The organism is Amycolatopsis sp. NPDC049159, from assembly GCF_040648295.1.
Taxonomy (GTDB): domain Bacteria; phylum Actinomycetota; class Actinomycetes; order Mycobacteriales; family Pseudonocardiaceae; genus Amycolatopsis; species Amycolatopsis pretoriensis_A.
The window spans coordinates 164,861-190,805 of the sequence record NZ_JBEZDL010000004.1; the positions used below are offsets into that span (position 1 = coordinate 164,861).

The following is a 25,945-nucleotide window of genomic DNA, read 5'->3' on the forward strand; positions in this document are numbered from 1 at the left end:
CGTGCGCATCCCCCAACGCCGCATCGGCCGCGACGGACCGGCCACCGGCGTCCTGTCCCTCGGCTCCTGGCACACGTTCGACCGGATGGACTTCCGCGAAGCCGTCTCGATGCTGCAAACGGCTGTCGACGCCGGGATCGGCCTGTTCGACGTCGGCGTGTACGGCCTGCCCGGCGCCCCGCCGGTGTTCACCGACGTGCTGTTCTCGGCCATGGTCCGCGCCGCGGGCCTGCGGCGCGAGGACTACCTGCTCTCGGCGAAGCTCTGGCTGGAGGGCTACCCGGAGCACAGCCTGCGCGCGCAGCTGGAGAACGCTTTCTTCCGCGCCGGCGTCTCCCACGCCGATCTGGTGATCCTTGGCGACCTCCGCCGCGACGACACCGATCTGCACGCCCTCGTCACCGACCTCGCCGCGCTGCACTCGGCGGGACTGATCGGGCAGTGGGGCGTCAACAACTGGTCGGCGCCGGCGATCCGGGCGGTCCACGACTTCGCCGCCGCGGACGGCGTGCCCGGCCCGGCGATCGCGCAGCTGAAGTACAGCGTGGCCCGGCGGTCCATTCCGGACGGTGCGCCGTTCGCTTCGGTGTTCGGCGAACTCGGCGTCTCGCTCCAGGCGTCCGACGTTTTCGAAGGCGGGGTGCTGCTCGGGAAGGGCGGGCGCCAGGTCGGGCGCGACCCCGGCGATGTCCGGCAGCGGATCGCCGGCTCGGCCGCGGACCTCGCGAGGGTGGCCGAGAGCGTCGGGGCGACGCCGGCCCAGCTGTGCCTCGCGTTCACGCTCACCCACCCGGCGACCACGACGACGTTGTTCGGCGCCACCAGCGTCAGGCAGCTCGAGGACAACCTCGCGGCGGTCACGCTCGTCGAGCGGATCGGTGCGGCGGACCTGCGCGAGCTGGTGGAGCCGTTCTGGGCCGACAAGGACGCCGTCGATCCGGAGGGCCCGTGACTCCGGAACTGTCCGCCGAGACGCTGGCGGCCGTCCGCGCGTCGTTCCGCAATCCCACCCCGGACGAGGCCATCGGCGGCCGGGACATCGAGTGGTCGGACCACGTCCTCGACGACGGCGTGGTCGTCACGGTGCTGCGGCCGCGGCACGCGCGGCCGGACGCGCCCGGGCTGTACAGCATCCACGGCGGCGGGATGGTGATGGACGACCGGTTCGCCGACCTGCCTCGGCTGGTGCCGCTGGTCGAGGAGTTCGGGTTCGTCTGCGCGACCGTCGAGTACCGGCTCGCGCCGGAGCACCCGCACCCGGCGCCGCTGGAGGACTGCTACGCGGGCTTGGTGTGGTTCGCGCAGACGTTCGGGTTCGAGCGGCTGATCGTCGGCGGCGGCAGCGCGGGCGGCGGGTTGAGCGCGGGGGTGGCCTTGCTCGCGCGTGACCGGGGCGGGCCGGCCTTGGCGGGGCAGCTGCTGCTGTGCCCGATGCTCGACGACCGGACGTCGGCGGACCTCCCGGACCTCGTGTGGACGCGGGAGGCCAACGACTTCGGCTGGCGCAGCCTGCTGAACGGCCAGACGTCGCCCTACGCGGCCCCGGCGCGGATGACGGACCTCAGCGGCTTGCCGCCGGCGTTCGTCGAGGTCGGCGGGGCGGAGCTGTTCCGCGACGAAGACGTGGCGTACGCCCAGCGGCTGGCCCGGGCGGGCGTCCCGACGGAGCTGCACGTCTGGGCGGACGCGCACCACGGCTTCGACCGCTTCGCCCCGGAAGCCGAAGTCACCCGCGCCGCCCTGGCCACACGGTCCTCCTGGCTCCGCCGCCTGCTCGACGGCCCGGGAGGTCGGCGCCGAGGATGAAGCGCGCGGCCCGCTCGCCGACGAGGACCGCCGGTGCGTTGGTGTTGCCCGTCGTCACCCGGGGCAGCACCGACGCGTCGGCGACGACCAGGCCGTCGAGCCCGTGCACCGCCAGCCGCGGGTCCACCACCGCGGCCGCGTCGGTGCCCATCCGGCAGGTGCCGACCTGGTGGTGGTACGTGATCGCCGTCCGCTGCACGTACTCACCGGCGTCGTCGCCCGGCGCCGGGTACAGCTGCCGGGCGCCCCACCCGTCCGCGAGCGCCGGTGCGGCGCCGACCGCCAGGCACTGCTCGACCGACGCCACCAGGCTCTCGAAGTCCGACGGCGCCGACAACGCCGCGAGGTCGATCAGCGGCGAGCCGTCCGGGGCCAGCCGCAGGCTCCCGCGGCTCTCCGGTGACACCATGCCCGCCATCAGCGAAAATCCGGTCGGCGGCCCGGACATCCACGGTTCGTACATCGGCACGCTGAAGCAGATCGGCTGGGTGTCCGGCACCGCGAGCCCGGCCCGGCTGCGCCAGAACCAGTGCACCTGCGTCACCGGCCGCCCGGGTTCCGGCACGACTTCGCGGGACGTCGAGAAGATCACCGGGGAGAGCAGGTGATCGTGCAGGTTGCGCCCCACCCCGGGCAGGTCCGCGACGACGTCGATGCCGAGCGCCGCCAGTTCGCCCGCCGGGCCGACGCCGCTGCGGAGCAGGATCGCGGGCGAGGCCAGCGCCCCCGCCGCGAGCACGACCAGGTCGGCCGAGAGTTCCCGCGCCACCCCGTCAATGGAGACTTCGACACCGGTCACGCGGGCACCGGAGAACCGCAGCCGGTGCACCATCGCTCCCGTGTGGACGGTCATCCGCGAAGCCACCGGAGCGCCGTAAGCGTGCCAGGTGTTGAAACGCCGCCCACCGCGCAAGGTGATCTGCTCGACGGACACACCGTCCAGGGTTCCGCCGTTGTAGTCCGGGTTGAACGCCAGACCGGTCTCGCGGCACGCGTCCACGATGGACCGCTGGACCGGGTGCAGCGGCTCGTTCGGGACGACGTCGAGGAGGTCCTTTTCGAGCCGGGCGAACACCGGCTCGACGTCTTCCCAGTACCAGCCGGGCAGTCCCCAGCCGTCGTAGTCGGCCGGGGCGCCGCGGACCCAGATCATCGCGTTGAGCGCGTGCGACCCGCCGAGGACCTTGCCCCGCGGCAGGTGCAGCCGCCGGTTCGCCGCGTGCTCCTGCGGCACGGTGTACAGGTCCCAGTCCTCGGGCCCGTGCCACAGCTCCCCGGCCCGCGCGGGGTCGTGGATCGCCGGGTTGACGTCCTCGCCGCCCGCCTCCAGCAGCGTCACCGCCGCGCCCGCGTCCACCAGCCGCCGCGCCACCACCGAACCGGCCGAGCCGGCGCCCACCACGATCACGTCCATGCGCTCCAGCGTGGCCCGCGCCCCTGTGGACCCGCGGCATCCCTTCGCGGTCGGTCAACGGGCGTGCGGGAGCGGACAAGACCCGCGGCACCCGGTCGCCCGATACTCGGCTCACCCCAGGCCGAGGAGGACAACGGGATGGCGACACGCCTGTGCATCGACGGACAGTGGACCGAAGCCGGCGGCGGCGTGCTCCCGACCCGCGACCCCGCCACCGGCCGCGTCATCGAAGAGGTCGGCACCGCCTCGCGCGCCGACGTCGACGCCGCCGTCGCGGCCGCCCGGCGCGCGCTCACCGCACCCGAATGGGCCGGGCTGCTCCCGGTCCGGCGCGCCGCGCTGCTGTTCCGGCTGGCCGACCTCGTCGAGCGGCACCACGAAGAGCTGGCCCGGCTGGAGACGCTCGACCAGGGCCAGCCGATCGGGGTGTCCCGGCAGGTGAGCGCGACCGGCACGGCGGAGCACTTCCGCTACTTCGCGGGCTGGGTGACGAAGCTGCAGGGCACCACGAACCCGGTGTCCTTCCCCGACACCCTGCACTACACCCGCCGCGAGCCGGTGGGGGTGAACGCGCTGATCACGCCGTGGAACTTCCCGCTGATGATCCTCGCCTGGAAGCTCGCGCCGGCGCTGGCGACCGGCAACACGGTGGTGATCAAGCCCAGCGAGGTGACGCCGCTGACCAGCATCCGGCTGGTCGAGCTGGTGCACGAAGCCGGGATCCCGGCGGGCGTGGTCAACCTCGTCACCGGCGACGGCTCGGTCGGTGCCCTGCTGACCGAGCACCCGGACGTCGACCACGTCTCCTACACCGGCTCCACCGCGGTCGGGAAGCTGATCACGGCGGCGAGCGCGGCGTCCAACCTCAAGCGGCTCACCCTCGAGCTCGGCGGGAAGGCCCCGAGCATCATCGCGGCCGACGCCGACATCGACGCCGCCGTCGCGGGCAACCTCGCCGGGGCGACGCTCAACACCGGCCAGGTCTGCGCCGCCTACACGCGCTTCTACGTCGACCGCAAGCGGGAGCAGGAGTTCGTCGACAAGCTGGCGCGCGGTCTGGAAGGCCTGCGGCTCGGGCCGGGCACCGAGGAGACCACGCAGCTCGGGCCGCTGGTGTCGGAGAAGCACCGCGAACACGTCGACTTCCTGGTCAGCACCGGCCGCGACCAGGGCGCCGACCTGGTCACCGGCGGGAACCCGGTCGACGGCGACGGCTACTTCTACGCCCCGACGCTGTTCGCCGGGGTCCGCGACGACATGGCGATCATGCGCGAGGAGATCTTCGGTCCGGTCCTGGCCGTGACGGCCTACGACGACGGCGACGAACCGCTCGCCCGCGCCAACGACACCGAGTACGGCCTGGCCGCGACGGTGTGGACCCGCGACCTCCGCACAGCGCAGCGCTACGCCGACGGCATCCGGGCCGGCGCGGTCTTCGTCAACATGCCCCCGATCCCGGACATGGCGGCGCCGTGGGGCGGCTACAAGGCCTCCGGCTGGGGTCGCGAAATGGGCCCCTGGGCGCTCGACGCCTACACCGAGACGAAGTCCGTCTGGCTCCACTACGGCGGGTGAAAGGGGGGTTTCCCCGCGCCACAGATCGTATATTATTTAAGATACCTTCTTCGAACCGGCAGGCAGGACCACGGATGACGACCCTCCCGCAGCGGCCCGGCAAGATCATCGCGCTGCACCTCAACTACCGCTCCCGCGCCGCCCAGCGCGGCCGGGTGCCGGCGCAGCCGTCGTACTTCCTCAAGCCGCCGACGTCCGCGGCGGCGAGCGGAGCCGCGCTCGAACGCCCGGCGGGCACCGAGCTGCTGGGCTTCGAAGGCGAGATCGCGCTGGTCATCGGCCGCACCGCCCGCCGCGTCACGCCCGAGGAAGGCTGGTCCTACGTCGGCGGCGTCACCGCGGCCAACGACTTCGGCGTCTACGACCTGCGCTACGCCGACAAGGGCAGCAACCTGCGCTCGAAGGGCGGCGACGGCTTCACCCCGCTCGGTCCCGCGGTGCTGCCCGCCGCCGACGTCGACCCGGCCGCGCTGCGGCTGCGGACCTGGCTCAACGGCGAACTCGTCCAGGAGGACACCACCGGCGACCTGCTGTTCGGCTTCGGGCGGCTGGTCGCCGACCTCTCGCAGCTGATCACCCTCGAACCCGGCGACGTCGTCCTGACCGGCACCCCCGCGGGTGCTTCGGTCGCCATCCCCGGCGACGTCGTCGAGGTGGAGGTCGACAGCGACGGGCACACCACCGGACGGCTCGTGACCCCCATCGTCGCGGGCACCGTCCCCTTCGGACCGTTCGGTGCCCTCCCCCGCGCCGACGAGCAGCAGCGCGCGGACGCGTACGGGACCGCCGATGCGGGCTTCGAGCTGACGCCGGAGCTGCGCGCGAAGATCGAGTCCGTCGCCACCGCGACGCTGTCCGCCCAGCTGCGCAAGCGCGGCTACGACGCGGTGTCGATCGACGGGCTCACCTCGACCCGGCCCGGCGCCCGGCTGACCGGCCGCGCACGCACCCTGCGGTACCTGCCCTACCGCGAAGACCTGTTCAAGTCCCACGGCGGCGGGTACAACGCGCAGAAGCGCGCGATCGACGCGCTCGGCCCCGGCGACGTCCTCGTGGTGGAGGCGCGCGGCGAACGCGGGACCGGCACCGTCGGCGACATCCTCGCGCTGCGGGCCCAGGTGCGCGGCGCGGCCGGCATCGTCACCGACGGCGGGGTCCGCGACCTCGCCGCGGTGTCCGCTTTGGACATCCCGACCTACCACGCTGGGCCGCACCCGGCGGTGCTCGGCCGGCGGCACGTGCCGTGGGACGTCGACGTCGCGATCGCGTGCGGTGGCGCCGCCGTCCGCCCGGGCGACGTCATCGCCGGCGATGGCGACGGTGTCCTGGTCATCCCGCCGGACCTGGTCGAGGTGGTCGTCGACGCGGCGATCGAGCAGGAGCTGCAGGAGACGTTCATCGCCGAGCAGGTCGCCGCGGGCGAGCGCGTCGAGGGGCTCTACCCGATGGACGGGCACTGGCGCGGGAGGTACGCCGCATGGCTCGCGAAACGGTGAACGGCACCGCGATGAGCAAGTCGCGGATCGCGTACGAGTGGATCAAGGCCCGGATCGCCGACGGCACCTTCTCCCCCGGCTACCGCCTCGTCCTCGGCCAGCTCGCCCAGGAGCTCGGCGTCAGCGTCGTCCCGATCCGCGAAGCGATCCGGCTGCTGGAAGCCGAAGGGCTGGTGACCTTCGAGCGCAACGTCGGCGCGCAGGTCGCGATGGTCGACGAAAGCGAGTACCAGCACACGATGCAGACCCTCGCGCTGGTCGAGGGCTACGCCGCCGCGCTCGCCGCGCCCGTGCTCCCGCCCGGCGCGCTGGCCGAGGCCCGGGCGCTGAACGCCGAGCTGGCGGACTGCCTCGGGCACTTCGAACCGGCCCGGTTCACCGGCCTCAACCGCGACTTCCACGCCGTGCTGTTCGGCGCCTGCCCCAACCCGCAGGTCCTCGACCTGGTCCGGCGCGGCTGGGACCGGCTGAGCGGCCTGCGCACCTCGACATTCAGCTTCGTGCCCGGCCGGGCCCGCGAGTCGGTCGCCGAGCACGAAACCATCCTCGGCCTGCTCGAAAGCGGCGCCCCCGCCGCCGACGTCGAGCAGGCCGTCCGCGCCCACCGGCTGGCCACCCTGGACGCGTTCCTCGCCCACCGCCGCCACTGACGCAAGAAGGGAAACCCATGCGCTTCCGCTCCGACCCCCAGGCCATCCGCGGGTCGATCGCGCCGCTGATGACGCCGTTCACCGCCGAGGGAGCCGTCGACCACGCCGGCCTCGAGAACCTCGTGCGCTGGCAGCTCGCCTCGGGCTCGCACGGCATCTCGATCGGCGGCTCCACCGGCGAACCCGGCTCCCAGACCGTCGCCGAACGCGCCGAAGCGATCCGCACGGTGGCCGCCGCGGTCGGCGACCGCGTGCCGTTCGTGCCCGGCACCGGCTCGGCGAAGCTCGACGAGACCCTGGAGCTGACGGCGGCCGCCCAGGACGCCGGGATCGACGCCGCGCTGGTCATCACGCCGTACTACGCGCGGCCGACGCAGGACGCGCTGTTCGTCTGGTACCGCACGGTCTGCGGCGAGTTCCCGGACCTGCCGATCGTCGCCTACAACGTGCCGAGCCGCACCGCGGTCGACCTCGCGCCGGAGACGGTCGCGCGGCTGTTCCGCTCGTGCGAAAACTTCGTCGGGATCAAGGAGACGACGAAGGACTTCGAGCACTTCTCCCGCGTGCTGCACCTGTGCGGCCGGAGCCTGCTGGTGTGGTCCGGGATCGAGCTGCTGTGCCTGCCGCTGCTGGCCCTCGGCGGCGCCGGGTTCGTCAGCGCGACGGCCAACATCGCCCCGGCCGCGTGCGCGGAGATGTACACCGCCTGGCAGTCCGGCGACCACGAGCGCGCCCGCGAGATCCACTACGGCCTGCACCCGCTGGTCGACCTGCTGTTCGTCGAAACCAACCCGGCGCCCGGGAAGTGGGTGCTCGAGCAGCGCGGGCTGATCGCGTCCGGGCACGTGCGGCCACCGCTGATCACACCGACCGAGTCCGGCATCGCCCGGATCAAGGACTTCATGGCCGAAGGCGCCCAGTACCTCAGCCCCGCCGAAGGCTTCACCGTGGGAGGGAAGGCATGACCCACTACGTCCCGGAGGGACTGCCGGGCGAGCTCAAGCACTACATCGGCGGTGAGCTCGTCGACAGCGTGTCGGGCAAGACGTTCGACGTGCTCGACCCGGTGTCCAACACCCCGTACGTGACCGCCGCCGCGGGCCAGGCCGAAGACGTCGACCGGGCGGTCGCCGCGGCGCGCAGGGCGTTCACCGAAGGCCCGTGGCCGCGGCTGCTCCCCCGGGCCCGCGCGCGGATCCTGAACAAGATCGCCGACGCCGTCGAAGCGCAGGACAAGCGGCTGGCCGAGCTGGAGACGTTCGACACCGGCCTGCCGATCACCCAGGCGCTCGGGCAGGCGCAGCGCGCGGCCGAGAACTTCCGGTTCTTCGCCGACCTCGTCGTCGCCCAGGCCGACGACACCTACCAGGTGCCCGGGCGGCAGGTGAACTACGTGCACCGCAAGCCGGTCGGGGTCGCCGGGCTGATCACGCCGTGGAACACCCCGTTCATGCTGGAGAGCTGGAAGCTCGCGCCGGCGCTGGCATCGGGCTGCACGGTCGTGCTCAAGCCGGCCGAGTTCACGCCGCTCTCGGCCAGCCTGTGGGCGAAGATCTTCGCCGACGCGGGACTGCCGGCCGGGGTCTTCAACCTGGTCAACGGCTTCGGCGAGGAGGCGGGTGACGCACTGGTCAAGCACAGGGGAGTCCCGCTGATCTCGTTCACCGGCGAAACCACGACCGGGCAGACGATCTACCGCAACTGCGCGGCCCACCTCAAGGGCATGTCGATGGAGCTGGGCGGCAAGTCCCCGGCCATCGTGTTCGCCGACGCCGACCTCGACGCCGCGATCGACTCGACGCTCTTCGGCGTGTTCTCCCTCAACGGCGAACGCTGCACCGCGGGCAGCCGGATCCTCGTCGAGCGGCCGATCTACGAGGAGTTCTGCACGCGGTACGCCGCGCGGGCGGCGAACATCGTCGTCGGCGATCCGCACGACCCGGCCACCGAGGTCGGCGCGCTCGTGCACCCCGAGCACTACGCCAAGGTGATGAGCTACGTCGAGCTGGGCAAGTCCGAGGGCCGGCTCCTCGCGGGCGGCGGCCGTCCGTCCGGGTTGGACAGCGGGAACTACGTGGCCCCGACGGTGTTCGCCGACGTCCCCTCCACCGCGCGGATCTTCCAGGAGGAGATCTTCGGGCCGGTGGTCGCGCTGACGCCGTTCGACACCGAAGCCGAGGCACTGGCACTCGCCAACGACGTCAAGTACGGGCTCGCCGCCTACCTCTGGACGTCGGACCTGGAGCGCGCGCACACCTTCGCGCAGTCGGTCGAGGCCGGGATGGTCTGGCTGAACTCGCACAACGTCCGCGACCTGCGGACGCCGTTCGGCGGGGTCAAGGCGTCCGGCCTCGGCCACGAAGGCGGCTACCGCTCGCTCGACTTCTACACCCACCAGCAGGCGATCCACGTCTCGCTCGGGCCGGTGCACACCGCCCGCTTCGGCACCGTCCAGGAGGGACAGTCATGACCGCCACGCCGCCGGACGTCATCCGCTGCGCGTACGCCGAGCTCGTCGTCACCGATCTGGCGGCCTCACGCGCGTTCTACGTCGACGTGCTCGGCCTCGTCGTCACCCACGAAGACGCCGACGCGCTCTACCTGCGGGCGTTCGAGGAGTACCTGCACCATTCCCTGGTGCTGCGCAAGGGATCCACGGCCGCGCTGGGTGTGCTGGCCTACCGGGTGCGCACGCCCGGCGACCTCGACCTCGCCGAGGAGTACTACCGGGCGCTCGGCGTCCGGGTGGAGCGGCGCCCGGCGGGTGCCACGCGCGGCATCGGCGAAGCGGTGCGGATCACCGATCCGCTCGGGTTCCCGGTGGAGTTCTTCCACGAGGCCGAGCACGTCGAGCGGTTCACCCAGCGCTACGACGTCCACGGCGCCGGCGCACTGTCGCGATTGGACCACTTCAACCTGGACACGCCGGACGTGCCGGCCGCCCGGAAGTACTACGAAGGCCTGGGTTTCCGCGTGTCGGAGGACATCCAGGACGACGAGGGCACGGTGTACGCGGCCTGGCTGTTCCGCAAGCCGACGGTCCACGACGTCGCACTGACCGGCGGCGACGGCCCGCGGCTGCACCACATCGCGTTCGCGTCGCACGAGCGGCACCAGATCCTGCACATCTGCGACCACCTGGGCGCGCTGCGCAAGTCCGGGATGATCGAGCGCGGCCCGGGCCGCCACGGCGTGTCGAACGCGTTCTACCTGTACGTGCGCGACCCCGACGGGCACCGCATCGAGATCTACACGCACGACTACTACACCGGCGACCCGGACAACCCGGTGATCACCTGGGACGTCCACGACAACCAGCGCCGCGACTGGTGGGGCAACCCGGTGGTGCCGAGCTGGTACACCGACGCGTCGGTGGTGCTGGACCTCGACGGGGCGGTCCAGCCGGTCGTCGCCCGGTCCGAGCCGCGCGAAGCCGACGTCACCATCGGCGCGGACGGGTTCTCCTTCACCACCGGGGAGGCGGAGTTCAAGCTAGGCGAGCAGGTGTGAGAACCACGCGCGGGTGCGGTTCAGGACGTCGATCCGGTGGTCGCGTTCGCGGATCGAGTGGCCTTCCCGCGGGTAGACGACGAACTCGTGCTCCCGGTCGTGCAGCGCGCGGTGCAGGAGTTCGGCCTGGGAGAGCGGCACGTTCGGGTCGCCCTCGCCGTGCAGGATCAGCACGGGCGTGCGGATCCGGTGGGCGTGGGTGATCGGGCTGTTCGCGAGCCCGCCGAGCGCGGCCTCGAACCGGGTGTGCTCGCCGGTGGCGGCCAGCAGCGGCCAGTCGATCACCCCCGCGCCGACCACGGCGGCCTTGAAGCGGTCGGTCTGCGTGACGGCCCAGGCCGCCACGAACCCACCGTGGCTCCAGCCGCCGATCCCGAGCCGGTCCTCGTCGGCGACACCCGCTTCGACGAGGAGGTCGATGCCGGCGAGGACGTCGGTGAACTCCGCCCCGCCGACTTCGCCGGCGACGCTGCGGGCGAAGGCGTCCCCGTGCCCGAGCCCACCGCGGCCGTTGGGCTGGAAGACCGCGAAGCCGGCGGCCGCGAGCCATTGGCCGGAGGGGTACCAGCCGAGGTGGAAGCGGTCGGCGTAGCGGTCGTGCGGGCCGCCGTGGATCAGGGTGACGAGCGGGAACGGGCCGTCCGAGCGGGTGGTTCCGGGCGGGAGGAGGAGCAGGCCGTCGAGTTCCAGGCCGTCTTCGGCCCGGTAAGCGAGGCGTTCCTGCGGGGCCCAGTCCCCCTTCAGGGCGGTGGTCAGGCGGACGAGCGGCCCCGCGGCCGGCCCGGCGTGCACGGCGTCGGGTTCGGCCGCGGTGCTCGCGACGAGCGCGACCTCGCCGGCCCCGTTCGCGGTCAGGCCGGCGAGCGAGCCCCGGGCGTTGGCGACTTCGGTGAAGTCCGGGAGCCGCCGGATCGTGGTGTCGAGCCCCTCGGCGACCAGGACGAGCGGCGGCCCATCCCCGGCTGCTGCGAGTTCGGTGGGGCAGCCGTCCAGGCCGGCGGTGAGGTTGCGGCCGTCGGCGTCGAAGACGGCATGGCCCCCGACGAGGCCGGGTGGGGTGAGACCGAGGTAGACCAGCCGCCAGCCGGTTTCGTCTCGCCACCAGGTGAGGCCGGTCGCTTCGAGCGCCGGGGTGGGCAGGTCTTCGACGGCGCCGGTGCGGAGGTCGACGAAGTGCAGGCCGGGTTCGAAGATCCCGGGTTCGCGGTCGGCGACGGACCAGGTGAGGACGGCGAGGGTCCGCCCGTCCGGCCGGGCGGCGGCTTCGACGACGTGCCGGCGGCCGAGGTCCGCGAGCGGCCGCGGGGTCTCGGTGCCCGGGTCGAGCAGCCACAGGCGATCCGGCCGGGCCACGGTGTCCCAGCGCGGCCTGGCCACCGGTGGCTGGTGAGCGGCCGCCACCGGGTCCTCGCCAGACCCCGCACCACCTCCGGCGGGCACGCGCGCGCCCGGGCCCGCCGTGACCTTGCGAACCCGCGGACCGGCCGGCCGGTCGTCCTCCGCCGGCGCCAGCACCACGACCGCCGCCGCGTCCGGCACGGGAACGCACCCGCTCACGCCCGTGGCCCAGTCCGTCAGCCGCTCCGCGTCGCCGTCGGTCCCGGCGCGGTACAGCTGCGCCTTCCCCTGTTCGTCCCGGTCCGACAGGAAGAAGACCGTCGCCGAGTCCGCCGCCCACCGCGGCTCGCGGCCCGTCGCGAACTCCCGCGGCTCGGCACCGCCGTCCGCCGGGACGAGCCACAAACCCCCGTCCACCGCGTACACGACCCACCGGCCGTCCGGGGACAGCTGCGGGGTGCGTGGCACCTGCCGATCGACCACGGTCTCCGCCGTCAGTTCAGTCACTTCCCCGATACTGGCCCATCCGGCCGCCACGCTGCCACGAACCCTCCGGGGAGGTGCGGGATGACCGTCGAAGAAGAAATGAGCCGGGCCGTCGAGGAGCTCAGCACGCGGGTCGCCGCCGCCGCGGAGCTGACGCTCGACCTTTCCACGCGGCCGCTGCCGCGCCGGGTGCGGTCGGCCGTCGCCGAGTGCGTCGGGTTCGGGCAGCCGCGGGACGTACGGCTGGGGGCGCTGCTCCTGGTCGTCGACGAACTCGTCGGCAACGCCTACCGCCACACCGGGCGCCCGTCCCTCCTCCGGGTCACCCGCGAACGTCGTGGCCTGCTGGTCGAAGTGTCCGACGAGGACCCGGCGATCGAGCGGGTCGCCGCCGGCGGCGGGCACGGGCTGCGGCTGATCGACGAGCTCTCCCACGGCTGGGGCGTGCGCGCCACGGCGTCCGGGAAGGTCGTCTGGGCGCTGGTGCCCGTCCACCTCCTCCGCTGACGCTCACCCCGTCCGCACCCCGACGAGCTCGCCCCGCGACCGCACCTTCAGCTTCCGCAGCACGTTGGCCACGTGCTGCTCGACCGTGCGCCGGGACAGGAACAGCACCTCCGCGATCTCCCGGTTCGTGTGCCCGTCGGTCAGCAGCCGGGCCACGTCGCGCTCGCGCGGGGACAGCTCGTTGCCGTAGCCGCGGCGGCCGCGGCGGGAAGGAGCCGTCGCGCCCGTCGAGCGGAACGTGTGGCGGCAGCGGGCCGCGTCGCGGGTGGCGCCCAGTGCGGCGAACGCGTCGGCCAGGTCGCCGAACTCGCCCGCCGCGGCCACGTCGCCGGCCTCGTACCGGCAGCGCGCCCGGCGTTCGGCCGCCACCAGCGCCGGGTACGGCGTCGAGAGGCGCTCGTAGCGGGCGCAGGCTTCGTCGAACGCCCCGACCGCGCCCGCGACGTCGCCGTCGTGGGCCGCGACGATCCCGCGCCCTTCGGTGAGGACCGCCCGGGCCATCGGCGCCGCCAGGTCGCGGGTCTCGCGGTCGAGCTCAGCGAGCGCGGCACGGGCCTCCCCCGCGCGGCCGGTCCGGCAGAACGCCGTCACCGCCACCGGCACCAGCTCGCCCGACCACGCCCAGACGCCCTTGGTGCGGACCAGTTCCAGGCCGCGCGCGGCTTCCGCGGCCGCCGCTTCGACGGCGTCCTGGGCCAGCAGCATCCCGGCGATCCCGCCGTGCGCGGCGACCACCACCGGGGTGAACGCGTTCTCCGGCCGGTCGACGCCGGTCACCGCGAAACACGCCGCCGCCCGGTCCCAGGCCCCGCGCGCGCCGGCGAGCAAGCCCAGTACCAGCGACAGCTCGCTGCTCACCGGCAGCAGGTCGCGGTACTCCGCCAGCAGCGCCCGCGCGCGTTCGTCGAGCCCGGCCCACGCGCCGCTCAGCCAGTCGATGTGCACCCCGGTCGTGCGGGCCGTGCTGACGACGTACGGCGTCCCGGCGTCGGCCGCGAGCTGCATCCCGCGTTCCAGCAGGCCGCGCGCCCGGCGGTGGTGCCCGGTCCACGCGCCGGCGTCGGCGGCGTTGCAGTACAGCCGCGCCAGCTGGCGCTGTTCCTCGGCCGAACCGGCGCTCACCGGGGCCGCGTCGAGCGCCGCCCACGCGCGCGGGTCGCCGATGTGCAGGCGGGACGGGAGATTGTTGGCCATCAGTGTCAGCCGCAGCCGCGCGTCTTCCGCGGTCGCGATGAGTCCGTCGACCCGGTCGAGCCAGGGCAGGTGCACGCGCAACGGCGTCGCGCCCACCCAAGGCTGCGCGAGCACGGCCATCGCCCGCCCGGCGAGATCCGGCCGGTGCCCGAGCCCCGGCAGCGCCACCTCGATCTCGGCGCGCGCCGCCTCCAGGCCGTCGGCCTGCCGGACCAGGAGCAGCCCGAGGCTCAGCCGGATCTCCGCCGACAGCCGCCCGGAGAGCCGGTCGCCGGAGAGCAGCCCCTCCAGCGTGGCGACGACCTCGGCCTGCGAGACGCCGTTCGCGGCCACGGACGCCAGTTTCGCCGCCAGTCTGTCCACATCGGACGGATCGAGCTCCGGGCCGGCGAGCAGCGCGCGCAGCAGCCCGATCGCGGTCGCCGGGTCGCCGGCCTCCATCGCGCGGTCGGCCGCGGCTTCGCCGTAGCGCAACGCGTCGGCCGCGTTCCCGGCCTTCCGGCTGTGCTCGGCCAGCCGCAGCCACGGCTCCGGACGCCGTCCGGCCAGCACCCGGACGGCCCGCCGGTGCAGTTCCTGGCGCACCGGCCCGGGGATCGCGCCGTACACCGCTTGCCGCGCGAAGTCGTGCCGGAACCCGTAGCGGCACTCGGCGGCCTCGACCAGCACCGCCCGCTCCAGGGCCAGCACGAGCGCGTACCGCCCGCGCGCCGCGCCCAGCCCCGCGACCGTCGTGAGGAGCTCGACCGGCGCCGGCTCGGCGAGCACCGCCGCGGCTTCGGCGATCCGCCGCGCCACGAGCGGCAGCGACCCGAGCCGGTCGACGGTCGCTTCGCGCAGCAGCTCGGGCACCTCGACGCTGTCCAGCGCCCCGTCGGTGACCGGCGACGGCAGCGCGTGCACGGCTTCCTCGACGACGAAGGGGATCCCGGCCGTGCGCTCGTGCAGCCGGGCCGCGAAGGCGCCGGACACGCCGGGCTCGCCGAGCAGGGCCGCGGCCAGCTGCCCCACGCCGTCCGGGTCCAGCGGGCCGACCCGGACCAGCGTGGTCGAGCTGCCCGGCGCCGGCCGGTGCGCGCGGCCCAGCGGGAGCCCGCCCGGCACGTCTTCGGGCCGGTAGCTCACCAGCAGGACCGTCCCCGCCGGCAGGTCGCCCATGAGGAACCGCAGCAGCCGCCGCGAGCCGTCGTCGGCCCAGTGGACGTCCTCGACGACGAGCACCAGCGGGCCCAGCAGGTCCAGCAGTTCGCGGACCGCGCGGAAGAACCGGTGCGCTTCGGCCCGGCGGTCCCCGGGCGGTTCCGGCGCCGCGGGCAGCAGCGGCGCGAGTTCCGGCAGGTGGCGGCCCAGGACGCCGGTGAGCGGGCCGGGCGCCGGGGCCGACGGCAGGTACTTCGCGGCGTCCCGCAGCGCTTCGACGACCACGCCGTACGGGAACGGCTCCCGCTGCGGACGGCACCGGCCGGCCAGCACGCGTGCGCCGGCGAGCTCGGGCCGGGCCAGGAGTTCGGCGGCCAGCCGGGTCTTCCCGGCGCCCGCCTCCCCTTCGAGCACGAGGACCGCGGGCGGGCGCAGCGCGGCGGACACGAGCGCGGCCAGCTCGGCCGTCCGCCCGACCAGCACCGGCGAGCCGGCCCTGGCCACGATCCCGTTCGTCATCGCCCGCCCCCCTGAAAGCGGCATAACGCCCCGAACCACCCTGTCCGGTGACCGGAGCTTAGGACCGCCGTTCGGGCGCGCGGAACCCGCGCGGCCGGGCACGGAACTTTCGTAGGGGGACCGCGAAAGGCATTAGTTACGTAGGCCTACGGGGCGCTGCCTCGCTTGTTAGCGCAGGTGAGCCCACCCGACAGTGAAACGGCGGTGGCTCTCGGTCACCGCACCGCGATTCACCTGTTCGAGTGAGTGGAGTCGAAGCATGCGCACAGTTCACCGCAAGGCGGGCGCCGTCGCCGCGGCGGTCGTGGCCGCGCTGGCCACCGCCGGCGTGGCGGCCGCCGCGGCACCGGAGGGCACCGTCGTCCCGGCCCGGCAGCACTACGGCGACCAGTACATCGTGGTGCTGAAGGACGCCCAGGCGCTCGTCGCACCCGCGTCGCTCGCCGGGCGGTACGGCGGCGAAGTCCGGTCGACGTACTCCCGGGTCCTGCACGGGTTCTCCGCCCGGCACCTGAGCGCACCGCAGGCGCGGCGGCTGGCCGCCGATCCCGCGGTGGCCGCGGTCTACGAGGACGGCACCGCCCGCACCGCGGGCACGCAGACCAACCCGACCTGGGGCCTGGACCGCATCGACCAGGCGAACCTGCCCCGCGACAACTCCTACACCTACCCGAACACCGGCGAGGGCGTCACCGCCTACGACCTCGACACCGGGATCAAGCCGGACAACCCGGAGTACGAAGGCCGCGCGTCGATCGGCAAGGACTTCGTCGGCGGCAACGGCAGCGACTGCAACGGCCACGGCACGCACACCGCGGGCACGATCGGCAGCAAGACCTACGGCGTCGCGAAGAAGGTCAAGCTCGTCGGGCTCAAGGTGCTCGGCAACGACTGCTCGGGCAACGGCCCGGACTCCGCCGCGGTCGACGCGATCGAGTGGGTCACGGCCAACGCCGCCAAGCCCGCGGTCGCGAACATGAGCCTGACCATGGACCAGGTCGGGGTCGGCGACGACGCGATCAAGCGGTCGATCGCGGCCGGGATCGTCTACTCGGTGGCCGCGGGCAACAGCTCCACCGACGCGTGCGGCACGAGCCCCGCGCGCGTCCCCGAGGCGATCACCGTCAACGCCTCCGACGAGAACGACAACCGCGCGTCCTTCTCCAACTACGGCAGCTGCACCGACCTCTTCGCGCCGGGCAACAACATCACGTCGCTCGGGCTGTCGAACGGCAGCAGCGCGAACATGAGCGGCACGTCGATGGCGACCCCGCACGTCACCGGCGCGGCCGCGCTCTACCTGGCCGCCAACCCGGGTGCCACGGCGCAGCAGGTCCGGGACGCGCTCGTCGGCGGCGCGACTTCGGGCGTGGTCAAGAACCCGGGGAGCGGTTCGCCGAACAAGCTGCTGAACGTGTCCTTCATCGGCGGCGGCACCCCGCCGTCGAAGTGCGGCGCCAAGTCCAACACCACCCCGGTGGCGATCCCGGACGCCGGCGCCGCGGTCACCAGCTCGGTCACCCAGGACGGGTGCGACGGCAAGGCGCCGGCGACGCTGGCGGTCAAGGTGGACATCACCCACACCTACACCGCCGACCTCGCGGTCGACCTCGTCGGGCCGAGCGGCGCGGTCTTCCCGCTGCGGAAGGCCGGCGGCACCGGCTCGGCGGCGGGCATCCACACCACGTTCACGGTGAACGCGGCGGCGGAACCCGCGAACGGCACCTGGCAGGTGCGGGCGCAGGACGTCTACCGCTTCGACACCGGCACGCTGGACGGCTTCACGATCACCTTCTGACGCCGGAACGGGGAGGCCGGCGGCCTCCCCGTTCCCGGTCCTCATTGGACGGTCAGGGTGTACTTCGCCGTCGCGGTCTTGCCGGTCGAGTCCTTCGCGGTGACGGTGACCGGGTAGGTCCCGCGCTGGAACGGCCCGGCGAGCTGCATCCGGGACGTCCCGCCGCCGTTCACCGTGGCGGGGTTGAAGAACGGCGCGAACGACAGCCCGGTGGCCGACAGCGTCACGGTGCCGGTGCCGCCGGACACGGTGACCGCGGCGGTCGTGAAGAACCCGGGTCGCACGGTCCCGCTACCGGGGTCGACGCTCACCTTGAGGTCACCGGTGGGCGGCTGGCCGGTGCCGACGGTCAGGGTCAGCTTCGCGGTCGCTGTGCCGCTGGGGCCGGTCCCGGTGATCGTGACCGGGTAGTCCCCCTGGGGTGTGGTCGCGGCCGTCTCGATCGTGAGCTTCGCGGTGTCCCCCGAGGTGATCGCCGAAGGCTGGAACGTCGCCTTCGCCCCGTCCGGCAGGCCCGACGCGGTCAGGTCGACCCGCTCCGCGCCGTTCTTCCCGGCGGTGCTCGTCACCGACGCGGAAACGTACCCGCCCGCCTCGGTCTTGACCGCGCCCGGCGTGACGCCGATGCCGAACGTCTCCGGCGGGGTGACGTCGCCGATCTGCTGCTCGACCCAGTCGCCCATGTCGTTGTTGAGGCGGCCGTAGACGCTGTACCACTTGAAGTCGCTGCGGCTCCACGACGCGACGCCGGCGACCTTGCCGTCGACGAGCAGCGGCCCGCCGCTGTCGCCGGGCAGGATCGTGACGTGGCCGTCGGAGTAGCCGCTGCAGATCATGGTGGCTTCCTGGAAGCCGGCGCCGACGCCGCTGCAGTTGCTCCCGGCCACGATCGGCAGGCTGAACTTCGTCAGCGTGACGTCGCGGGTGTCGTCGTTGAAGTCCTTCTTGCCGTAGCCGAGGCCGAGCCCGGTCTTGCCCGGCTTGTTCAGGTCCGTGTCGGCCGAGGTGGCGACCTTCGCGTACTGCCCGCCCGGCACCGGGATGTCCCGGTCGGTGGTCACCACCGCGACGTCGTAGCCCTGGTCGAAGTTGACGTACTTGGGGTGGGTGTCGTAGCTGACCACGCCGATCGCCGTGCCGCCGCCGGCGCTGAGGTCGTCGAGTCCGTAGAGGAACGACTTCTGCCCCTCGGCGGCCTTGCAGTGGGCGGCGATGAGGATCTTGCGCGGCGCGACGACCGAGCCGGTGCAGGTCTGCCCGAGCGGCCGCGGCCCGCCGTCCCGCAACCCGGCGATGACGAACGGGTAGTCCTTGACCGACGCGGGCGTCCCGCCGACCGAAGACGGCGACACCCCGGCCGGCAGCGGCGTCCCGCCGAGCGGGGCCACGGCGGGCGGATTGCCACCCGCCTGTGCGGCGGGTACGGCGACCAGCGGCAGGGCGAGGACGGCGGCGAACGCGCCCAGCAAGCGTTGTCTCGAGTTCACGGCAGCTCCTTTTCGAGGTTGCTGCCGGTCACTTTCCGGTGACGCCGGGTACGAGAACAACCGGGGAGCCGCCCCGTACGGCTACGGAACTATTGCCGCGTCATTGCCGCGCCGCGAGGGCGTTCAGCAGCCGTTCGTGGTCGCCGGCCTCGAGCAGCACCGGCGCTTCGAGCTCGCCGGCACCGGGGTCGTCCGCGCGCACGGCGGCCAGGAACCGGACCACCGCACGAACTTCGGGGACGGCTTCGCCCCCCAGGTGGGCCAAGACGGTCGAGGGATCACCGGCGGCGCCTTCGATCGCCGCGGCCCACCCGTGCCGTTCGTCCCAGACGAGCGCGAGATCGTGGTCGGGAAAGCGGCTCAACCGCCAGTCGAGGGCGATGTAGGCGGCGGCGGGCGTCCCCGGGTCGAAGGCGCAGGACTCCAGCCCCACCCCGACGGCCTTGGCGACCGCCTCCACGTATCCGCGCAACCGCCGCTCGAACGAGAACTCCGTGTCGCGCCCGAAGTCGATCAGAATGCTCAACGCCGCCTCGCTTCCCGAACCGCCGCGGGATCCCCGCGATCCGGACGGCGAGTACCCCGTCCCGGTGTCAGCCAATCGTGGGCCACGCACCGGAATCGACGGCGCGCCGGAGCAGTTCGGCCCGGCAGCGCGGCCATCCGCGCCGGGGCGCGCGGCGATCCCGGCGGGCGCAGCTCGAACCCACGCCCACCGCTTGCGCGCCCGGGATTGCGCCGGAGGGGGCGCCCGGCGGGCGTCGGCTCAGCGGCAACGGCCGGCCGCATGTCCGGCACAGGGCCCGCGGCGGGCGCGCCATCGGGCCATGCCGCCGGAGCCGACTGCGTTTCCCCGACAGCGGGCGCCGGAGGGGGCGAACGTCGGCTCAGCGGCCGCCGCGATCATCCGGGCCGAGGTGAACCGCGCGAACCGATCCCCGCGGCTCGAAACTCGCGGCCGGCCGCGGTGACCGGCGCACCGCCGCGACCCGAGGCCGCGTTCAGTCCGCCGGGGGCACCTGCAATCCCGAGAACACCGCCGCGATCAACCGCCGTCCCTGGGCCGCGCCCTCGTCGTCGTTCGCCACCCGCCACAGGAAGCTCATCAGCATGATGATGTCCGCCGGGTCGTGCCCCGGTGCGATCGTCCCCTCCGCCACGCACGCGTCGGCCAGCTTCTTCACCGCCGCCGTCGCCGGTGCCCACGAAGCGCTGATCACGTCCTGGGCCGCGGCACTGTGCAGGGCGTCGCCCAGCCCGTGCTTCAACCGGATGTAACCGGCGAGCGTCTCGAACCACTCGACGAACGCCGCCTTCGCCGACGGCTGCCTCTTCAGCACCGCGTCCGCCTCCGCGGTCAGGCGCTCGATGTCGTGCTGGTAGGCCGCCAGGATCAGGTCCTCCCGCGTCGGGAAGTGGCGGTACAGCGTCCCGGCACCCACGCCCGCGTGCTTCGCGACCTCGCTCAGCGGCACGAGCGGGTTGGCCGCGAACAGCTCGTGCGCGGCTTCGATGATCGCGACCCGGTTGCGCGCGGCGGCCTTGCGCTGGGTGCCGTACGTGCCGTCGGTCATGCCCCGATCATGCCCCACCTTTGACATCCGGAGAGCTCTCCGCTAATTTCGAACTCGCGGAGGATCCTCCGCGAGTTGCCCAGGCAGGAGCACCCCATGCACTACGTGAAGCTCGGCACCACCGGCCTCGACGTCTCCCCCGTCGCGATCGGCGCGATGACCTACGGCGAGCCCGGCCGCGGCCACCCCGTCTGGTCACTCGGCGAGGACGACGCGCGGCCGCTGATCAAGCACGCGCTCGACGCGGGCATCAACTTCTTCGACACCGCGAACATGTACTCGAACGGCTCCAGCGAGGAGATCCTCGGCCGCGCGCTGAAGGACTTCGCCGACCGCGACGACGTCGTGATCGCCACCAAGCTGCGGCACCCGGTGCGCCCCGGCCCGAACGGAAAAGGGCTCTCGCGCAAGGCGATCATGACCGAGGCGGACCACTCGCTGCGCCGGCTCGGCACCGACTACATCGACCTCTACCAAGTGCACCGCAACGACCACGCCACCCCGCTGGAGGAGACCCTCGAAGCGCTCAGCGACCTCGTCAAAGCGGGCAAAGTGCGCTACCTGGGCGCCTCCTCGATGCCCGCCTGGGAGTTCGCGAAGGCCCTCCACCTGCAGCAGCGGCACGGCTGGGCCCGGTTCGCCTCGATGCAGGACCACTACAACCTCCTGCACCGCGAGGAGGAGCGCGAGATGATCCCGCTGTGCCTCGACGAAGGCGTCGGCACGATCATCTGGAGCCCGCTGGCCCGCGGCCGCCTCGCCCGCGCCTGGGACGACGCCCGCTCGACCGCCCGCGCCGAGACCGACGGTGCCTTCGCGGACATGCTCTACTCCCCCACCGAGGAGGCCTCGAACCGCGCGATCGCCGAGGCCGTCGGGAAGGTCGCCGCGGCGCACGGCGTGAGCCGCGCGCAGATCGCGCTGGCCTGGCTGCGGCGGCAGCCCGTGGTGACCGCGCCGCTGGTCGGGGCGGGTTCGGCGGGGCAGATCGACGACGCCGTGGCCTCGCTCGACGTCGTGCTCTCCGACGACGACGTGCGCGCGCTCGAGGCGCCCTACACCCCTCGCCACGACTGGCAGGGCGTCTCCGACGAAGCCGAGCTGGCCGCGATCCGCGCCCGCATCCCCGGTATGGCACTGAAGTAGGCACCGGGACCGTGCGCCTGCCTGGTCCGTGAGGCAGGATCGAGGCGTGACCATCGATCAGGCCGGGGTGCCCGAAGCCCGTCCGGGCCCGGCGTTCCCCGAGCACGAAGCCCGCGTCGACGCCCTGCGCCGGCAGCTCACCGAGATCAGCGGCGAAGCCACCGTGCGGCTGGCCAAACGCACCTCGAACCTCTTCCGCTCCCGGACCGCGTCCCGCCACCCGGGGCTGGACGTCGCCGGGTTCAGCCACGTGCTGCGCGTCGACCCCGAAACCCGCACCGCCGACGTCGAAGGGATGGTCACCTACGAGCAGCTGGTCGACGCCACGCTGCCCCACGGGCTGATGCCGCTGGTCGTGCCGCAGCTCAAGACCATCACCCTCGGCGGCGCGGTCACCGGGCTCGGCATCGAGTCCTCGTCGTTCCGCAACGGCATGCCGCACGAATCGGTGCTCGAGCTCGAGATCCTCACCGGCGACGGGCGGATCGTCCTCGCCACGCCGGACAACGAGCACCAGGCCCTGTTCCACGGCTTCCCCAACTCCTACGGCACCCTCGGCTACGCGCTGCGGCTGCGGATCCTGCTCGAGCCGGTCAAGCCGTTCGTCGAGCTCCGCCACGTCCGCTACCACGACCGGGACACGTTCTTCAGCGCGCTCGGCGAAGTCTGCGAGAGCGGCGAGCAGGACTTCGTCGACGGCACGGTCTTCGGCCCGGACGAGCTCTACCTGACGCTCGGCACCTTCACCGACTCCGCGCCCGCGACCAGCGACTACACCTGGCTGGACATCTACTACCGGTCCATCCAGCGGCGCGAGACCGACCACCTCACCGTCCGGGACTACCTCTGGCGCTGGGACACCGACTGGTTCTGGTGCTCGCGCGCCTTCGGCGTCCAGCACCGGCTGCCGCGGCTGCTGCTGGGGCGCCGGCTGCTCCGCTCGTCGGTCTACTGGAAGGCCGTCGCGCTCGACCGCCGGTTCAAGATCGCCGAACGGCTGCTCAAGCTCCGGCGCCTGCCGCCCGAGGAGACCATCGTGCAGGACATCGAGGTGCCGCTCGCCCGCGCGGCGGAGTTCCTCGAGTTCTTCGAGCGGGAGATCCCCATCAGCCCGGTCTGGATCTGCCCGCTCCGGCAGCGCCCCGGCGGCGTGCGCTGGCCGCTCTACGAACTCGACCCCGCCGAGCTCTACGTCAACTTCGGGTTCTGGTCGGCGGTGCCGCTGGAGCCCGGCGAACGCGGCGGCGTGCACAACCGGATGATCGAGGCCGAAGTCACCCGGCTCGGTGGGCACAAGTCGCTCTATTCGGACAGCTTCTACTCCGAAGACGAGTTCTGGCGGCTCTACAACGGCGACGCCTACGCCGAGCTCAAGCGGACCTACGATCCACGCGAGCGGCTGCTCGGTCTCTACGAAAAATGCGTCCGCCGCCGGTGAAAGGAACGAAAGTGACCCAGGCAAGCACCACGGTCGGCGAGGTCTTCGAGCGGCTGCTCGGCCCCCGCGCCACCGTGTCGATCACCGCCTACGACGGCAGCAGCAGCGGCCCGGCCGACGCCCCCGTGGCCATCCAGGTGCGCTCGCCGCTCGCGCTCGACTACCTGATGTCCTCCCCCGGCGACCTCGGCCTGGCCCGCGCGTACGTCGCCGGCGCGCTGGACGTCACCGGCGACCTCTACACGGCGCTGCACGCGCTGTCGGCCCAGGTCGACCAGCTCACCGCGGCCGACCGGCTGTGGCTGCTGCGCAAGCTCGGCCCCGGCCACCTGCGGCTGGTCAAACCGCCCGCCGAGGAGCACCCGAGCCGGTTCCGCCGCGGGCTGACCGCGCTCCGGCACTCGAAGGAGCGCGACAGCGAGGCCATCGCCAGCCACTACGACGTCTCCAACCGCTTCTACGAGCTCGTCCTCGGCCCGTCGATGGCCTACACCTGCGCGGTGTTCCCGACCGCGGACGCGACGCTGGAGGAGGCGCAGGCGAACAAGTTCGACCTCGTCTGCCGCAAGCTGGGCCTCAAGCCCGGCATGCGGCTGCTCGACGTCGGCTGCGGCTGGGGCGGCATGGTCGCGCACGCCGTCCGGCACTACGGCGTCGAGGCCCTCGGTGTCACACTTTCGCGTGAACAAGCGCAGTGGGCGCAGAAGAACATCGTCGCCCTCGGCCTCGCCGACCGCGCCGAAATCCGCCACCTCGACTACCGCGACGTCACCGAAACGGGGTTCGACGCGATCTCGTCGATCGGCCTGACCGAGCACATCGGGGCGCGCAACGTGCCCGGCTACTTCCGCTTCCTCGCCGGCAAGCTCAAGCCGCACGGACGGCTGCTCAACCACTGCATCACCAACCCGGACACCAGCGTCGCCCACCGCTCGCGCGGGTTCATCGACCGGTACGTCTTCCCGGACGGCGAGCTCGAAGCCCCTGGTGAGATCGTCACGGCGATGCACGACAGCGGCCTGGAGGTGCGGCACTCGGAGAACCTGCGGGAGCACTACGCGTTGACGCTGGCCGGCTGGTGCGAGAACCTCGACGAGCACTGGGACGAGGCGGTCGGCGAGGCCGGCGCCGGGCGCAGCCGCGTCTGGGCGCTCTACCTCGCGGCCTGCCGGCTGGCGTTCGAACGGCGGGAGATCGAGCTGCACCAGGTGCTCGGAGTCCGCACCGACAGTGCCGGCGGGATGGGTCTGCCGCTGCGACCCGACTGGGGGGTTTGACCCGGGTACGGGGAGTAGTGCGAGAATAGGGACGAGACCGGGACGTCCGAACGGGACGCTCCGGCTCACTAACAAAGAGTAGGTATTGGTATGGCTCAGGGCAGTGTCAAGTGGTTCAACGGTGAAAAGGGCTTCGGCTTCATCGCCCAGGACGGCGGGGGTCCGGACGTGTTCGTCCACTACTCCGAGATCCAGGGCACCGGCTTCAAGTCGCTCGACGAGGGTCAGCGCGTCGAGTTCGAAATCGGTCAGGGCCAGAAGGGCCCGCAGGCCCAGCGCGTAAGCGTCATCTGAGCCACGAGGCACCTGAAGGCCCTCGCCCGTTCCGGGCGGGGGCCTTCTTCGTGCGCGGCCACACTGCGGATTCACAACAGTCCGGTAACGTATGGGGTGCCGGGAGCCCTTCCCACGCCCGGCCCGCGGCCACCGGTCGCCGTCCGGTTCCGGGTGTGGCAGCCCCGGCGGCGGCGATGCCGCGATGACCACCGGGGCCGATCGCCGGCAGGAGCGGCGACACGCCCGGCCACCACCCCAGACCGCAGACCGCCGGGTGATCCCGCTCCCCGGCCCCCGCGCGAGGACCAGGTCCCGCGCGGCGAGATCCTCGAATCGAGTAGTGCATGACCGCCTCCGTGAAGGCTCCCCGCCCGATACCCAAACCCGTGCTCAGCGGCCGCCAGAGCGTCGCCGAGCTGATCACCATCCGCACGTTCCTGCTGGTCCCGTTCCTCGCGCTGGCCGCCGCCGTCCCGGTGTTCTGGGGCTGGGGCGTCAGCTGGCTGGACCTCACCATCGGCGGCGCGTTCTTCGTGGTCTCGACACTCGGCGTGACCGTCGGCTACCACCGGTACTTCACCCACGGCGCGTTCCGCGCGAAGCGGGCGCTGCGGATCGCCCTGGCCATCGCCGGCGGCCTCGCGGCGCAGGGCCCGGTGATCGGCTGGGTCGCCGACCACCGCCGCCACCACGCCTTCTCCGACCGCGAGGGCGACCCGCACTCCCCGTGGCTGTTCGGCACCTCCCCGGTGGCGCTGGCCCGCGGGTTCTGGCACGCCCACATGGGCTGGCTGTTCGGCCGGGACAAGACCAACGTCGAGCGGTTCGCCCCGGACCTCGCCGCCGACCGCGACCTGCGCGTCGTCGACCGGCTCTTCCCGCTGTGGGTCGTGCTGAGCCTGCTGATCCCGCCGCTGCTCGGCGGCCTGATCACGCTCTCCTGGTGGGGCGCGCTGACCGCGTTCCTCTGGGCCGGCCTGGCGCGGATCTCGTTCCAGCACCACGTGACGTGGTCGGTGAACTCGATCTGCCACATGATCGGCGAGCGCCCGTTCGCCAGCCGCGACCGCTCGGCGAACTTCTGGCCGCTGGCGATCCTGTCGATGGGCGAGTCCTGGCACAACACCCACCACGCGGACCCGACGTCGGCCCGCCACGGCGCCCAGCGCGGCCAGATCGACATCTCCGCGCGGGTGATCTGGGCGTTCGAGAAGCTCGGCTGGGCGTGGAACGTCCGCTGGCCGACCCCGAAGCGGCTCGCGGCGCTGGCCCGCTGACGAAACCCCGCCGAAAGTCCTTGCCCCCGCGGCCGCG

At 73.0% G+C, this 25,945-nt stretch carries 21 protein-coding genes; 15 read left to right on the forward strand and 6 right to left on the reverse strand.

Translation table 11 applies throughout. The features are described 5' to 3' along the window. Position 1: 1 nt before the first annotated feature. Positions 2-952 carry an aldo/keto reductase gene (locus AB0B33_RS09695; protein ID WP_360768987.1) on the forward strand — a complete coding sequence of 317 codons (951 nt, stop codon included), beginning with the start codon at positions 2-4 and terminating at the stop codon, positions 950-952. Continuing rightward, positions 949-1,806, forward strand: a complete 858-nt coding sequence (locus tag AB0B33_RS09700) for an alpha/beta hydrolase (RefSeq protein ID WP_360768990.1) — start codon at positions 949-951, stop codon at positions 1,804-1,806. Before AB0B33_RS09695 ends, AB0B33_RS09700 begins: the two co-directional genes overlap by 4 nt. Here the strand turns inward: AB0B33_RS09700 and AB0B33_RS09705 are convergent. Further along, the gene (locus tag AB0B33_RS09705) at positions 1,727-3,220 is read right to left on the reverse strand and encodes a GMC family oxidoreductase (RefSeq protein WP_360768992.1); all 1,494 of its coding nucleotides are present in this window, start codon (positions 3,218-3,220) and stop codon (positions 1,727-1,729) included. The genes AB0B33_RS09700 and AB0B33_RS09705 overlap by 80 nt on opposite strands. Positions 3,221-3,358: 138 nt before the next feature. Here AB0B33_RS09705 and AB0B33_RS09710 point away from each other — a divergent pair, with 138 nt between their 5' ends. The 6 genes from AB0B33_RS09710 (at position 3,359) to hpaD (ending at position 10,451) form a co-directional block, all read left to right on the forward strand. Next, complete coding sequence (locus AB0B33_RS09710; RefSeq protein ID WP_360768994.1) at positions 3,359-4,795, forward strand: aldehyde dehydrogenase family protein; 1,437 nt, start codon at positions 3,359-3,361, stop codon at positions 4,793-4,795. A gap of 74 nt (positions 4,796-4,869) precedes the next feature. After that, entirely contained in the window at positions 4,870-6,291 is a 1,422-nt protein-coding gene (locus AB0B33_RS09715) for a fumarylacetoacetate hydrolase family protein (protein WP_360768997.1), read from the forward strand. Further along, the gene (locus AB0B33_RS09720; protein WP_360769000.1) at positions 6,273-6,941 is read left to right on the forward strand and encodes a GntR family transcriptional regulator; all 669 of its coding nucleotides are present in this window, start codon (positions 6,273-6,275) and stop codon (positions 6,939-6,941) included. The genes AB0B33_RS09715 and AB0B33_RS09720 overlap by 19 nt, the downstream gene beginning before the upstream one ends. A 17-nt stretch (positions 6,942-6,958) precedes the next feature. Continuing rightward, on the forward strand, positions 6,959-7,906 hold the full coding sequence (gene dapA / locus AB0B33_RS09725) for a 4-hydroxy-tetrahydrodipicolinate synthase (RefSeq protein ID WP_360769003.1): 948 nt from the start codon (positions 6,959-6,961) through the stop codon (positions 7,904-7,906). Next, on the forward strand, positions 7,903-9,411 hold the full coding sequence (gene hpaE, locus AB0B33_RS09730) for a 5-carboxymethyl-2-hydroxymuconate semialdehyde dehydrogenase (protein WP_360769006.1): 1,509 nt from the start codon (positions 7,903-7,905) through the stop codon (positions 9,409-9,411). The genes dapA and hpaE overlap by 4 nt, the downstream gene beginning before the upstream one ends. Next, positions 9,408-10,451, forward strand: coding sequence for a 3,4-dihydroxyphenylacetate 2,3-dioxygenase (gene hpaD, locus AB0B33_RS09735; RefSeq protein WP_360769009.1), 1,044 nt, complete (start codon positions 9,408-9,410; stop codon positions 10,449-10,451). Before hpaE ends, hpaD begins: the two co-directional genes overlap by 4 nt. Here hpaD and AB0B33_RS09740 read toward each other — a convergent pair. After that, complete coding sequence (locus AB0B33_RS09740; RefSeq protein ID WP_360769012.1) at positions 10,434-12,296, reverse strand: prolyl oligopeptidase family serine peptidase; 1,863 nt, start codon at positions 12,294-12,296, stop codon at positions 10,434-10,436. The genes hpaD and AB0B33_RS09740 overlap by 18 nt on opposite strands. Before the next feature lie 60 nt (positions 12,297-12,356). On the opposite strand from AB0B33_RS09740, the gene AB0B33_RS09745 reads away from it, so the two are divergent. Continuing rightward, positions 12,357-12,782 carry an ATP-binding protein gene (locus tag AB0B33_RS09745; protein ID WP_360769014.1) on the forward strand — a complete coding sequence of 142 codons (426 nt, stop codon included), beginning with the start codon at positions 12,357-12,359 and terminating at the stop codon, positions 12,780-12,782. 3 nt (positions 12,783-12,785) lie between these two features. Here AB0B33_RS09745 and AB0B33_RS09750 read toward each other — a convergent pair whose 3' ends face one another. Then, on the reverse strand, positions 12,786-15,635 hold the full coding sequence (locus AB0B33_RS09750) for an AAA family ATPase (RefSeq protein WP_360769017.1): 2,850 nt from the start codon (positions 15,633-15,635) through the stop codon (positions 12,786-12,788). 259 nt (positions 15,636-15,894) lie between these two features. Here AB0B33_RS09750 and AB0B33_RS09755 point away from each other — a divergent pair, with 259 nt between their 5' ends. Next, positions 15,895-17,433 carry a S8 family serine peptidase gene (locus AB0B33_RS09755; protein ID WP_360769020.1) on the forward strand — a complete coding sequence of 513 codons (1,539 nt, stop codon included), beginning with the start codon at positions 15,895-15,897 and terminating at the stop codon, positions 17,431-17,433. 41 nt (positions 17,434-17,474) lie between these two features. On the opposite strand, the gene AB0B33_RS09760 is transcribed toward AB0B33_RS09755, so the two are convergent. The 3 genes from AB0B33_RS09760 to AB0B33_RS09770 form a co-directional block, all read right to left on the reverse strand. Then, positions 17,475-18,920, reverse strand: coding sequence for a trypsin-like serine protease (locus tag AB0B33_RS09760; RefSeq protein WP_360769023.1), 1,446 nt, complete (start codon positions 18,918-18,920; stop codon positions 17,475-17,477). Positions 18,921-19,020: 100 nt separating this feature from the next. Next, a complete protein-coding gene (locus AB0B33_RS09765; RefSeq protein WP_360769026.1) occupies positions 19,021-19,446 on the reverse strand; it encodes a DUF6292 family protein in 426 nt (141 codons plus the stop codon). Positions 19,447-19,921: 475 nt separating this feature from the next. Beyond that, on the reverse strand, positions 19,922-20,494 hold the full coding sequence (locus tag AB0B33_RS09770) for a TetR/AcrR family transcriptional regulator (RefSeq protein WP_360769029.1): 573 nt from the start codon (positions 20,492-20,494) through the stop codon (positions 19,922-19,924). A 96-nt stretch (positions 20,495-20,590) separates the two neighbouring features. On the opposite strand from AB0B33_RS09770, the gene AB0B33_RS09775 reads away from it, so the two are divergent. The 5 genes from AB0B33_RS09775 to AB0B33_RS09795 all read left to right on the forward strand — a co-directional run bounded on the left by AB0B33_RS09775 (position 20,591) and on the right by AB0B33_RS09795 (position 25,908). Beyond that, positions 20,591-21,640: an aldo/keto reductase gene (locus tag AB0B33_RS09775; protein WP_360769031.1), complete on the forward strand. Its 1,050-nt coding sequence runs from the start codon at positions 20,591-20,593 to the stop codon at positions 21,638-21,640. Between the two features lie 46 nt (positions 21,641-21,686). Further along, the gene (locus AB0B33_RS09780; RefSeq protein WP_360769034.1) at positions 21,687-23,078 is read left to right on the forward strand and encodes an FAD-binding oxidoreductase; all 1,392 of its coding nucleotides are present in this window, start codon (positions 21,687-21,689) and stop codon (positions 23,076-23,078) included. Positions 23,079-23,089: 11 nt separating this feature from the next. Next, on the forward strand, positions 23,090-24,355 hold the full coding sequence (locus AB0B33_RS09785) for a cyclopropane-fatty-acyl-phospholipid synthase family protein (RefSeq protein ID WP_247023565.1): 1,266 nt from the start codon (positions 23,090-23,092) through the stop codon (positions 24,353-24,355). A gap of 90 nt (positions 24,356-24,445) precedes the next feature. Beyond that, positions 24,446-24,649: a cold-shock protein gene (locus AB0B33_RS09790; RefSeq protein ID WP_086680104.1), complete on the forward strand. Its 204-nt coding sequence runs from the start codon at positions 24,446-24,448 to the stop codon at positions 24,647-24,649. A 326-nt stretch (positions 24,650-24,975) separates the two neighbouring features. Then, a complete protein-coding gene (locus AB0B33_RS09795; RefSeq protein ID WP_247023566.1) occupies positions 24,976-25,908 on the forward strand; it encodes an acyl-CoA desaturase in 933 nt (310 codons plus the stop codon). Positions 25,909-25,945: the final 37 nt, after the last annotated feature.